Here is a 12,095-nt window from a genome sequence, read left to right as displayed (position 1 = left end):
TCACGCTAGCAGGCTCACAGCAAAGGCGAGAACAGGCGGCCCATGCCCTCTTTGATGCGCGTGATCACCGGGCGCCCGCGCCACGTCACCAAGCTCACCCGCTCGGTGCGCGCGAGGTCCTCCTCGAAGATCACCTGCAGCGCGCGCACGATGTCCGCGTCGTAGAGCACCGCGATCAGCTCGAAGTTCAGGCGGAAGCTGCGCACGTCGAGGTTCGCGCTGCCCACGGTCGCGATGCGCCCGTCCACGATCATCGCCTTCGTGTGGAGCATGCCCGGCAGGTACTCGTGGATCTGCACGCCCGCCGCGAGCAGCTCGTCGTAGAAGCTGCGCCCCGCGTGGAACGTGACGCGATGGTTCGACTCGCGCGGCACGATGACCTTCACGTCCACGCCGCGCAGCGCCGCCGTCTGCAGCGCGACGAGCACCGCACGATCGGGCACGAAGTACGGCGTCGCGATCCACACGGTGCGCCGCGCCGACGCGATCGCCGCGAAGAGGAGGCGATGGATCTGCTCGACGCGCTCGTCGGGCCCGGACTCCACGATCTGCACGATCGCCTCGCCGCGCTTCGGGATCTCCGGGAAGAACGCGGGCAGCGTCAGGTCCTGTCGCGCCGCGAAGAACCAGTCCTCGACGAAGATCTTCTGCAGGTCGGTCACCGCGGGCCCGTCGACGCGCAGGTGCAGATCGCGCCAGTCGAGGAACATGTCGCCGACGTTGAGCCCGCCGCAGAACCCGACGACTCCGTCGACGATCATCAGCTTGCGGTGGTTGCGCAGGTTGATCGTCGCCGCGCGCCGGATCGGATCGAGCGGGAAGAACGGCTTCGCGATCCCACCCGCGCGACGCAGCGCGCGGCACGCGGGCCCGAGCCCCACGCTGCCGTATCCGTCGTAGAGCAGGCGCACGCGCACGCCGCGCTTCGCTGCCTCCACGAGCGCGTCGAGCACGCGCCGTCCCGTGCGATCCGGCCGGAAGATGTAGTACTCGAGGTGCACGTGATCGCGCGCCGCCGCGATCGCCTCGATCATCGCGTCGTACGTCGCGGGCGCGCCGACCAGCACGCGCACGTCGTTGCCCGCGCGGATCTCGCCGCGCCCCATGCGCGCCGCGAGCCGCATCACGCCCTGCTGCTCCTCGGGCTGCGAGCCGATCACGCGCTCGCGCTCTTCCTCCTGCGCCGGGAACGCGCCCGCGATGCGGTCCTCGATGCGCTCGCGCATCGGCGCGGTCTCCGCGACGCGACGCCGCATCGGACGGCGGATGCGATCACGGCCGAGGTACCAGAAGAGCACCACGCCGGCGACCGGCACGAAGAGCAGCACGAAGATCCACGCGAACGTCGCCGCGGGCTCCTTCTTGCGCAGGAGCACCATCGGCACGAACGCGATCGCGAGCACCTCGGCCGCGGTCGCGATGGTCGACACGACGTGCGACCACGAGAGATCGAGCCCCTCCCCCACGCGCGCGTTCTACCACTCGGCGCGCTTGCCGCGCGTGCCCACGTCGCGCGACACTGGCCGTTCTCCCATGGACGACGGCCTTCGTACTGCGCCCGAGACGAGCGCAACCCACTCCCACGAGCGAAACCCGGGCACCGAGCTGCACCTCGACTGGGTCGAGGACGTTCGCGTCAACAAGAGCGCGGTCGAGCGACGCTGCGCGACGCTGCCGGGCCGGCGCACCGTGAAGAAGGAGTGGCAGATCGCGTGGCTGCTCAAGGCGATCACGCTGATCGATCTGACCACGCTGGCGGGCGACGACACCCCCGGCAACGTGAGAAGGCTCTGCGCGAAGGCGCGCCAGCCGGTCCGTCGTGATCTGCTCGAGGGGCTCGGCGTCGCGGATCTGCCGATCACGACCGGCGCGGTCTGCGTGTATCACGACCTCGTGCGCACCGCGGTCGAGTCGCTCGAGGGCACGAGCATCCCGGTCGCGGCGGTGAGCACGGGCTTCCCCGCGGGCCTCACGCCGCTCGACGTGCGGCTCGAGGAGATCCGTCGCTCGGTCGCCGACGGCGCGAAGGAGATCGACATCGTCATCCACCGCGCGAACGTGCTGACCGGCGACTGGCGCACGCTCTACGACGAGGTCCGCGCGATGCGCGCCGCGTGCGGCGCGGCGCACATGAAGGCGATCCTCGCGACGGGCGAGCTCGCGACGCTGCGCAACGTCGCGAAGGCGTCGATGGTCTGCATGATGGCGGGCGCCGACTTCATCAAGACGTCGACCGGCAAGGAGGGCGTCAACGCGACGCTGCCCTTCTCGCTCGTGATGGTGCGCGCGATCCGCGAGTATCGAGAGCGCACTGGCCACGTCGTCGGATACAAGCCCGCCGGCGGCATCCGCACCGCGAAGCAAGCGCTCGAGTACATGGCGCTGATGAAGGAAGAGCTCGGCCGCGACTACCTCGAGCCCGACCTCTTCCGCTTCGGCGCGAGCGCGCTCCTGAGCGACATCGAGCGCCAGCTCGAATTCCACCTCACCGGCCGCTACTCCGCGTTCAACCGTCATCCCATGGCGTGAGTCCGAGATCGCAAATGGACGGGAATCTCATCAAGCGAGTGTTCGAGACGATGGAGTACGGACCTGCGCCCGAGGCCGACGGGCCCGCGAAGGAGTGGCTCGATCGGCACGAGCGTCGATTCGGGCACTACATCGGCGGCAGCTGGCGCGCGGCGAACGAGCACTTCGCGGCGGACAGTCCGCGAAAAGGCGAATACTTCGCGACGAACGCGCCGGGCCGCAAAAACGCGAAGCTCGCCGACGTCGCGCAAGGCACCGACGCCGACGTCGACGCCGCGGTGCAGGCCGCGACGAAGGCGCTGCCCGCATGGCAGAAGCTCGGCGGTCACGGCCGCGCTCGTTATCTGTATGCGATCGCGCGCCACGTGCAGAAGCACGCGCGCCTGCTCTCGGTGCTCGAGTCGCTCGACAACGGCAAGCCGATCCGCGAGTCGCGCGACGTCGACGTGCCGCTCGTCGCGCGCCACTTCTATCACCACGCGGGCTGGGCCCAGCTGATGGAGACCGAGCTGCCCGACAGCGCGCCGATCGGCGTCGTCGGTCAGATCATCCCGTGGAACTTCCCGCTGCTCATGCTCGCGTGGAAGATCGCCCCCGCGCTCGCGATGGGGAACACGCTGGTGCTGAAGCCCGCGGAGTTCACGCCGCTCACCGCGCTGCTCTTCGCCGAGATCTGCCACGAGGTCGGGCTGCCTCCCGGCGTCGTGAACATCGTGACCGGCGACGGCCGCACCGGCGCCGCGCTCACCGCACATCCGGGCGTCGCGAAGATCGCGTTCACGGGATCGACCGAGGTCGGTCGCATCATCCGCAAGGCGACCGCGGGCACCGGCAAGAAGCTCTCGATGGAGCTCGGCGGCAAGTCGCCCTTCGTCGTCTTCGAGGACGCGGATCTCGACAGCGTCGTCGAGGGCGTCGTCGACGCGATCTGGTTCAACCAGGGTCAGGTGTGCTGCGCGGGCTCGCGCATCCTCGCGCAGGAGAGCGTCGCGCCCGAGCTGCTCGCGAAGCTGCGCGCGCGCATGGAGACGCTGCGCGTCGGCGATCCGCTCGACAAGGCGATCGACATCGGCGCGATCGTCGCGCCGGTGCAGCTCGAGCGCATCCAGGAGCTCGTGAAGCAGGGCGTCGACGAGGGCGCGTCGCTGTGGCAGCCGAGCTGGAGCTGCCCGACCGACGGCGTGTTCTATCCGCCGACCGTGCTGAGCGACGTGCAGCCCGCGAGCACCGTCGCGCAGGTCGAGATCTTCGGCCCGGTCGTCGTGTTCATGACGTTCCGCACGCCGGAGGAAGCGGTCTCGCTCGCGAACAACACGACGTACGGCCTCGCCGCGAGCGTGTGGACCGAGAGCCTGAACCTCGCGCTCGACGTCGCGCCGAAGATCAAGGCGGGCACGGTGTGGATCAACTGCACCAACGTGTTCGACGCGGCGAGCGGCTTCGGCGGCTATCGCGAGAGCGGCTACGGGCGCGAAGGCGGCAAGGAAGGCCTCTACGAGTACGTGAAGCCGCGCTGGATGGCGGAGACCAAGCGGGCGAAGAAGGACGCGAAGAGCGCGGCGAAGCTCTCGCCCGCCGCGACCGGCCTCGCGCCCGCGCCGCAGCCCGGCGACAACGGTCTGCCCGCGATCGATCGCACCGCGAAGCTCTACATCGGCGGCAAGCAAGCGCGCCCCGACGGGTCGTACGTGCTGCCGGTGCTCGATCCGAAGGGCCGCGTCGTCGGTCACGTCGGCCAGGGCAACCGCAAGGACGTGCGCAACGCGGTCGAGGCCGCGCACGCCGCGAGCGGATGGGCCAAGCAGACCGCGCACCTGCGCGCTCAGGTCCTCTACTACCTCGCGGAGAACCTCGAGGCGCGCAGCGCGGAGCTCGCGGATCGCATCGCGGCGATGACCGGCGATCGCAAGCGCGCGCAGGCCGAGGTGAAGAAGAGCGTCGAGCGCCTCTTCACGTACGGCGCGTGGGCCGACAAGCACGACGGGCTCGTACACGCGACGCCGCACCGCAACGTGACGATCGCGATGAACGAGCCGATCGGCGTGATCGGCATCGTGTGTGGCGACGCGTCGCCGCTGCTCGGTTTCGTGAGCGCGGTCGCGCCGTGCATCGCGATGGGCAACACGGTGGTCGTGGTGCCGAGCGAGCGCGCGCCGCTCGCGGCGACCGACCTCTATCAGGTGTTCGACACGAGCGATCTGCCGGGCGGCGTGGTGAACATCGTCACCGGCACGCGCGACGAGCTCGCGCCGGTGCTCGCGGCGCACGACGGAGTCGACTCGATCTGGTGCCTCTCGGACGAGGGCCCGCTGGTCGCAGCAGTGGAGAGCGCGAGCGCGGGCAACATGAAGCGCACGTTCTGCGGTGAGCGCGACTGGATGGACGACGCGCAGGGCGCAGGCCGCGAGCTGCTGCGCGAGGCGACCCAGGTGAAGAACATCTGGGTTCCCTACGGCGAGTGAAGAATTTCCTCTGAGGAGAGCAGGAATTCAGGAGAGTCTCTCCTGCTCTCCTCAGCGGCCCTTCGTCTTCTTCTCGAGCCCCCATGCGCTTCCTCCTCATCGCGCTCCTTCTCTTGCTCTCCGCGTGCAACGGGGCCGATGGGCCGAGCGCCGCGGAGAGCGATCTCCTCGTGACCCTCGACTCGATCTGCGAGGCCGCGCATCGCTGCCGCGACTCGTACGCGGGCACGCCGCCCTTCATGAACGTCTACGGCAATACGCTCGCCGAGTGCGGCTCGACGAACGAGATCGTCGCGCGCATCGCGGGCGACGCGATCACCGACGAGCGCACGCGCTACGACGCCGACGAGAGCGCCGCGTGCCGCGCCTACGTCGACTCCGTGCAGTGCGATCGCCTGTGGAACGGCGGCGCCGAGCCCAGCTGCGACGCGATGCTGATCGGCCTCGCGCCCGCCGAGAGCCCGTGCACGTTCGGCTGGGAGTGCGCGAGCGACCGCTGCACCGCCGAAGCGCTCTGCGATTGATCAACCGACGCGCGCCACGAAGCGCTCGATCGCCGCGACGCAGTCCTCGGTGGCTTCGACCTGCGGGTAGTGCCCGACGTCGAGCGCGACGATCTCCGCGTCCGGTCGCGCCTCACGGGCCCACGCGAGCACGTGCCCTCCCGACACCGGATCGCGCGTCCCCCACACCAGCGCGATCGGCACCGAGCGATCGCGGAACGCGGCGCGCCATCGCTCCGCGTGCACCCTCCGCTCGGCGATGTAGTGCAAGAGCCGCGGCGCGCGCGCCGCGTGCGCGCGCACCCCGCGCCAGTGCTCGTCGACGTCGAAGCGATCCATCCGCGTGATCAGCCGCGCCATCGATCGCGCGAACGTCCGCTTGGTCACCAGCACCGGCGCGAGCCACGGACCGAGCGGCCCCGCGAGCAGCTTCTGCACCGGCAGCGCGCGATGCAGCGTCGGCTCGATCGCGCCGTTCATGAAGACGACGCCGTCGATCTCGATCCCCGAGCGCGCGCCCTCGCGCCGTCGCGCGAGCAGCTCCTGCGCGACCGACACCGCGTAGTCGTGCGCGACGATCACGCACCGCGTGATCCCGCTCGCGCGCATCACACGCTCCGCGAGATCGCACTGCGCCGCGTAGTCGATGCGCGCGACCGGAGGCGTCCCACCGAACCCCAGGAAATCGAACGCGACGCACCGGAAGCGCGTCTCCAATCGCGCGATCACGTCCGCCCAGTCGAAGCTCGTCGTCGGGAACCCGTGGAGGAAGACGAGCGCGCGCCCTTCCCCGCGTTCGCGCAAGAAGACCCGCATCCCGTCGAGCTCGATCTCGCGCCCGCTCGCGCGCCACGCCTCGTATCGCATCGCTGTCGCTCTCCTCGCCCAATGGTCAGGGCCCGTGCTGCTCGCGCTGCGGTAGGCTGTCTCGCACGTGGCGCGCAAGAAACCCTGGTGGATGAAGCAGGAGCAGCGAGACCTCGCCTCGCTCCTCCGCGACCGCGAGCAGCTCCTCGCCGCGCTGCGCCACTCGGCGCGCACGTTCGGCCTCGTCTGGAGCACACACCGCCCGCTCGGCGCCGCGCTGCTCGCGCTCGGCGCGCTCGGCGCCGCGCTTCCAGCCGGGATCGCGTGGACGGGCCACTGGATCGTCGACGCGATCCAGCGCGCGGTCGAGCACCCCGAGGCGCGCCGCGAGGTGCTGATCGCGGTCGCGGTCGAGCTCGCGCTCGTCCTCGCCTCGAACGCGATCAAGCGCGTGCAGAGCGTCGTCCACGGCCTCCTCCGCGCGCTCGTCGCGGAGCGCGCGAACGAGATGATCCTCGAGAAGGCGCTCGACCTCGAGCTCGTCGACTTCGAGAACCCGAGCTTCTACGACACGCTCTCGCAAGCCCGCCAAGGCGCGTCGCACTACCCGCTCGGGCACGTCATGAACGTGCTGAGCCTCGCGCAGAGCGTGCTCGCGCTGTTCGGCCTCGCCGCGCTGCTGATCCCGCTCTCGCCGCTCGCGGTGCTCGTGCTGATCGTCGCCGCGATCCCGCAGTTCGTCGTCGAGACGCGCTTCAGCCGCGACGCGTTCCGGCTCTTCCGCTGGCGCTCCGAGGAGACGCGCAAGCAGAACTACCTCGAGACCGTCCTCGCGAGCGCCGATCACGCGAAGGAAACGAAGCTCTTCGGGCTCGGCGACATGCTGCTCGAGAAGTACCGCGCGATCTTCTGGAAGCTCTGGAAGGAAGACCGCGACCAGACGATCCGCCGCGGCGCGTGGGGCCTCGCGATCGGCGCGCTCGGCACGCTCGCGTTCTACGGCATCTACGCGTGGATCGCGTGGCAGGCGGCGCAGGGCGCGATCTCGCTCGCGGACATGACGATGTACCTGCTCGTGTTCCGCCAGGGCCAGGACACGCTGCGCAACGTCTTCTCGGGCGCCTCCACGCTCTACGACGACCTGCTCTACCTCGACGCGTTCTGGGAGTTCCTCGATCACCGCGACGAGGAGGCCCCGCGCGGCACCGCGACGAGCGGCCCGGACCCGAGCGACGGAGTCCGCTTCGAGAACGTCTGGTACACGTACCCCGGCGCGAAGGAGCCCGCGCTGCGCGGCGTCAGCCTGCACCTGCCGCCGCGTCGCAAGCTCGCGCTCGTCGGCGAGAACGGCGCGGGCAAGACGACCATCATCAAGCTCCTGACGCGGCTCTATCGCCCGACCGAGGGCCGCATCACGCTCGACGGCCTGCCGCTCGACGAGTGGGACGAGCGCGCGCTGCGCCGTCGCATGGGCGTCATCTTCCAGGACTTCGTCCAGTACCAGTGGCTCGTCGGCGAGAACATCGGCGTCGGCGACGTGAGCGCGTTCGACGACGAGGCGCGCTGGAAGGAAGCCGCCGAGAAGGGCTCCGCGAGCGACTTCGTCCCTTCGCTCCCGAAGGGCTTCCACACCCAGCTCGGCCACTGGTTCGAAGACGGCCAGGAGCTCTCGCTCGGGCAGTGGCAGAAAATCGCCCTCTCGCGCGCGTTCATGCGCCGCGACGCGGACATCCTGGTGCTCGACGAGCCCACGGCGTCGATGGACGCAGAGGCGGAGGCGCGCATCTTCGCCCGCTTCCGTGCGCTCACCGAGCAGCGGACCGCCGTCTTGATCTCGCACCGGTTCAGCACGGTGCGTATGGCGGATCGCATCGCGGTCATCGAGGGCGGCGTCGTGATCGAGCACGGATCGCACGACGAGCTCATGGCCCTCGGCGGTCGCTATGCCCGTCTGTTCACGCTACAGGCCCAGGGCTATCGATGAGGCCCCGCCTAGACACTTGTCCTCTCACCAGTACAGGGTTTTCTACCTAGGGCCTTCCCCAGGGCGTACGATTACGCGACTATCGGATGAACATGCACGCTGACACGAACTCGCTATTGGGCAGCGAGCCGGTGGAGACCCACCCGATCATCAAGGCGCTCTTGCGCTTCGGCTACTCGATCGAGTGGCACGGGGAACCAGGGTCGCGGCTCTGCATCGTGAGTGACCCGGACGAGACGTTTGAGGGACGCGGCGTAGACGACCGCAAGGCCTTCGAGGAAGCGCTCGCCCGGCTCGCGCCGTCGAAGATCGCGCGCGCGCTGATCGAACGCGCCGCGTCGCAGATGCCACGCGCCGCGGGAAGCGCGGAGGTGCAGGTCACACCGCGCCCCGATCTGATGCCGCGGCTGGAGCTCGAGCACACCCCGGCGCCCCCGAGCGGACCGCGCGACCTCAAGGCGATCCTGAGCGACCTGCAGACGGTCGCGGCGCGCGTCGAGGCTGGCATCCCCGAGGCCGCGCTGATGGCGCCGCCGCTCCAGAAGCTGCACGTGCTCGCGTGGATCTCGCGCGCACGCGCGCTCGAGCACGAGGCCAACCGCAACCGCTCGGCCTCGGACGCGACCGGGGCCATCGCACGGCGGCTGACGACGCTGTGCAAGACGTGGTGGCCCGGCTCGGTGCGAGCGCTCCAGCTCGATGCGACGCCCGAGCGCGCCACGCGGGAGCAAGGCCTCCCGCCCGCGACCAAGTGGCTCGACGTCGCGGAGACCGCGGAAGCGCGCCTCGAGCAGCTGATCGCGGAGCCCCCCTCGGACGACGGATGGCGCGACACCGCGGCCCTCTCGGCGCCGCCCGACGACGCGAGCCGCGAGATCGCGCTGGCGATCCGCATCATCGAGCGCCTCGTCGGCCCGATCGACACCCCGCCGGGCAACGACGCGCCCCGGCCGCTCGCGTCGAACGACGAGCTGCAGCTCGAGGACGCGGCTGCGCGCCTCCGCTGGGCCCGCCACGTCGCGCCCGACCCGGAGCGCTGGGGCGCCGCGATCGGGCGTCTGCGTTGGCTCGTCGCGCAGAAGCGCGGCAGCCAGCGCCTCGCGCGCTTGCTCGACCCGGGATTCGTCCCGCGCCCGAGCTGGGATCACGAGGCCGGCGCTGCTCGTTCGCGTCTGGTCGCACTGACTCCCCCTCCCGATAGTGGCCCCGAGCTCATGAAATGGCTCACGGCGACCTTCGATGCGATCGACGGTCCGACGCTGGCGAGCCGATTGCGCGAGCAAAAGACGGTTTCCGGGGCCCCGGCGGCGCCTCTGATCCTGTCGATCCAGGAGGGCGACCTCCCGGCCGGCGATCGCCGTCTGCGCCGTCGCCTGCGTCAGCTCCACGCGCTGATGACCGGCGGCAAGGCAGGTGAGTCGACCACCTCGACGCAGGAGATGACGAGCACGGGCGAGCAGCCCGTCCTCCACGTCGACGACGAGGCCGCCGCCGCGCGTCCCACCCACGACGAGCGCATCTTCACGCGCGTGCGCGCGAAGCTGCCCGAGGCGGCCGCGCTCTTCGTGAGCAACCGCGAGGACCCGATGCTGCGCGAGCGCCTCGAGAAGGCGCTCGGATGGCAGATCGAGTGGTCGACCGCCGAGCCGCGCCGCGTCGCGGCCATCGCCGGCGCGATCGGGCGCGGGAAGTATCGCGTCGTGCTCAGCGCGACCGGCTTCCAGGATCACTCGACCGACATCGCGCTCGCGCGCGCGGCGCAGTCGAGCAACACGCTCTACGTGCGCGTGAACCGCGGTCGCGCGGCGGCCTGTGCGCGCGCTCTGGCGCGCGAGCTCGGCATCCGCACCGACGACGGCGAAGAAGAGCGCGCGGCGGGCTGATGGCCCATCGACACGGCTGATGCATCGGCAGCGACCCATCACGCAGCGTGATGGGTCGCTCGCTCAGCCCCCGCTTTCCAACACGACGGGAGCCGCCGCGCGCGGCCGCGCGACCGCCCAGGCGATGACCCCGAGCGCCGCGAGCGCCGCGAGCAGCATCGCGACGACGATCCGCGCGCGCCGGGCACGCTCGGTCTTCGCCATCTCCTCCGCGTCGAGCTCGGCGTCGGCGGTGAGCTGCAGCGCGTGCATCTCCTCGCTGCGGGTGCGCATCCGCGCCGGCGTGGGGCGCGCGTCGAGCGGCGTCCGGTCGAGCGCCGGCTCCTTGCTCGACTCGCCCGGGAAGAGCGCGCCGAGCCACGCCGCGATCTCGCGCTCGCCGATCGGCTCGCCGCGCGTCGCGAGCCACGCGTCGAGCGCGCGCGCCATCTCGTCCGCGCTCGCGTAGCGCGCCGCGCGATCCTTCGCGAGCCCGCGCTGCACGATCTGCTCGAGCTCGATCGGCACGTCCGCGCGTCGCTCCCGCACCGAGGGCACGCTGGGATCGACCACGATCGCCGCGACCGTCTCGAACTCCGAGTCGCGCTCGTAGAGCGACTCGCCGGTGAGCAGCTCGAACGCGCAGAGCGCGAGCGCGAACACGTCGCTGCGCCCGTCGAGCGTCTCGCCGCGATACTGCTCGGGCGAGATGAACGCGAGCTTGCCCTTGAGCACGCCCACCTCGGTCTTGCGCGGATCGATCACCGACTTCGCGATGCCGAAGTCGATCAGCTTGGGCACGCCGTTCCACCCGACGATCACGTTCTCGGGCGTGACGTCGCGATGCACGATCCCGAGCAGCCTCCCCGCGTCATCCGTCGCGACGTGCGCGTGGTGCAGCGCGCTCGCGAGGCTCGCGACGATGCGCGCCGTGATCGCGATCGGCACGGCGCTCCGCGTCTCCTTCGCGCGCGCGATCACGCGGCGCAGCGAGGGCCCGCGCACCCACTCGAGCACGAGGTGGAACGCACCGCCCTCGTCGCCGAAGTCGTGCACCGCGCAGAGGTTCGGGTGCGAGAGGCGCGACGTGAGCCGCGCTTCCTGCACGAACGCCTCGACCTTCGCGGCATCCGACACGACGTGCGGGAGCAGGCGCTTCACGACCACGCGACGCGCGACCTCGCGCGGACCGGTCGCGCGCGCGACGAACACCTCGGCCATGCCGCCGCTCGCGAGGCGCCCGAGCACCTCGTAGCGGCCGATGCGCCCGACCGGGAGCACGTCGCTCACGCCCAGCGCGCCTCGAACGGCAGGCTCACGATGTCCACGCCGTGCGCGCGCCCTTCGGGGCTCGGCGCGAGCGACGTGCAGCGCACGTTCTTGCCGCCCGCCATGCCGAGCAGCACCTCGACGTACGGCTCGGACACCGCCGCGTACCAGTCCGTCAGCGGGCGCGGCAGTCCGCGACGCAGCGTGCGGATGTAGCCCTTCGAGCTCTCCTCGACGATCACGTCGCCGAAGTCGAAGTACTGCGCGATCAGGCGCTGCAGCCGCCCGCCGATCATCTCGGGCGTCGTGAAGCCGAGCAGCCAGCGATAGACGCCCTTCACGTCCTCGTTCGCCTGCCAGCGCGTCCGCTCGCGCACGAACTCGAGGTACCCCGTGCGCATCACGCGCGCCGCGCCGATGCCGACCATCGCGAGCGGGAACACGTCGTAGCGCGTCGACGCGAGGAACGGCTGCGAGAAGAACTTCGTGACGTCGGGCCGGCCGAGCGCGGCGAGCACCGCCGCGTGCCCGCCGGGCACGATGCGATCGCAGTACTCGACGTGACCGCGGTACGCGACGCCCTTGATGTGGAAAGGCGACTGGCCGGGCGGCCACGGGATCTCCATGAGCCCAGCGATCGCGCGCTCGTCGACCTCGTTCACGGCGTCGATGGTAGCCG

The 12,095-nt window shown here is 70.7% G+C and carries 9 protein-coding genes; 5 read left to right on the top strand and 4 right to left on the bottom strand.

The window, feature by feature from the left end:
- Nucleotides 1–14: 14 nt before the first annotated feature.
- Nucleotides 15–1,466, bottom strand: coding sequence for a cardiolipin synthase (cls, locus tag DB32_RS17350; protein ID WP_053233576.1), 1,452 nt, complete (start codon nucleotides 1,464–1,466; stop codon nucleotides 15–17).
- A gap of 67 nt (nucleotides 1,467–1,533) precedes the next feature.
- Between cls and deoC the strand changes: the two genes are divergently transcribed.
- The 3 genes from deoC (at nucleotide 1,534) to DB32_RS17335 (ending at nucleotide 5,515) form a co-directional block, all read left to right on the top strand.
- On the top strand, nucleotides 1,534–2,529 hold the full coding sequence (gene deoC / locus DB32_RS17345) for a deoxyribose-phosphate aldolase (RefSeq protein WP_053233575.1): 996 nt from the start codon (nucleotides 1,534–1,536) through the stop codon (nucleotides 2,527–2,529).
- Between the two features lie 14 nt (nucleotides 2,530–2,543).
- Nucleotides 2,544–4,991, top strand: a complete 2,448-nt coding sequence (locus DB32_RS17340; RefSeq protein ID WP_053233574.1) for an aldehyde dehydrogenase family protein — start codon at nucleotides 2,544–2,546, stop codon at nucleotides 4,989–4,991.
- 83 nt (nucleotides 4,992–5,074) lie between these two features.
- Entirely contained in the window at nucleotides 5,075–5,515 is a 441-nt protein-coding gene (locus DB32_RS17335; protein ID WP_053233573.1) for a hypothetical protein, read from the top strand.
- Here DB32_RS17335 and DB32_RS17330 read toward each other — a convergent pair whose 3' ends face one another.
- On the bottom strand, nucleotides 5,516–6,361 hold the full coding sequence (locus DB32_RS17330; RefSeq protein WP_053233572.1) for an alpha/beta fold hydrolase: 846 nt from the start codon (nucleotides 6,359–6,361) through the stop codon (nucleotides 5,516–5,518). It abuts the gene before it with no gap.
- A 91-nt stretch (nucleotides 6,362–6,452) separates the two neighbouring features.
- On the opposite strand from DB32_RS17330, the gene DB32_RS17325 reads away from it, so the two are divergent.
- Nucleotides 6,453–8,285 (top strand): ABC transporter ATP-binding protein, encoded by a 1,833-nt coding sequence (locus DB32_RS17325; RefSeq protein ID WP_053233571.1) that lies wholly within the window; start codon nucleotides 6,453–6,455, stop codon nucleotides 8,283–8,285.
- Between the two features lie 92 nt (nucleotides 8,286–8,377).
- A complete protein-coding gene (locus DB32_RS17320; RefSeq protein ID WP_157069117.1) occupies nucleotides 8,378–10,168 on the top strand; it encodes a hypothetical protein in 1,791 nt (596 codons plus the stop codon).
- A gap of 63 nt (nucleotides 10,169–10,231) precedes the next feature.
- Here DB32_RS17320 and DB32_RS17315 read toward each other — a convergent pair whose 3' ends face one another.
- Entirely contained in the window at nucleotides 10,232–11,437 is a 1,206-nt protein-coding gene (locus DB32_RS17315; protein WP_053233569.1) for a serine/threonine-protein kinase, read from the bottom strand.
- Nucleotides 11,434–12,078 (bottom strand): hypothetical protein, encoded by a 645-nt coding sequence (locus DB32_RS17310; protein WP_053233568.1) that lies wholly within the window; start codon nucleotides 12,076–12,078, stop codon nucleotides 11,434–11,436. Before DB32_RS17310 ends, DB32_RS17315 begins: the two co-directional genes overlap by 4 nt.
- Between the last annotated feature and the right edge of the window lie 17 nt (nucleotides 12,079–12,095).

The sequence above is a fragment of the Sandaracinus amylolyticus genome (assembly GCF_000737325.1).
Classification (GTDB): Bacteria; Myxococcota_A; Polyangia; order Polyangiales; family Sandaracinaceae; genus Sandaracinus; species Sandaracinus amylolyticus.
This window is presented reverse-complemented; position numbering and strand designations above follow the sequence as displayed.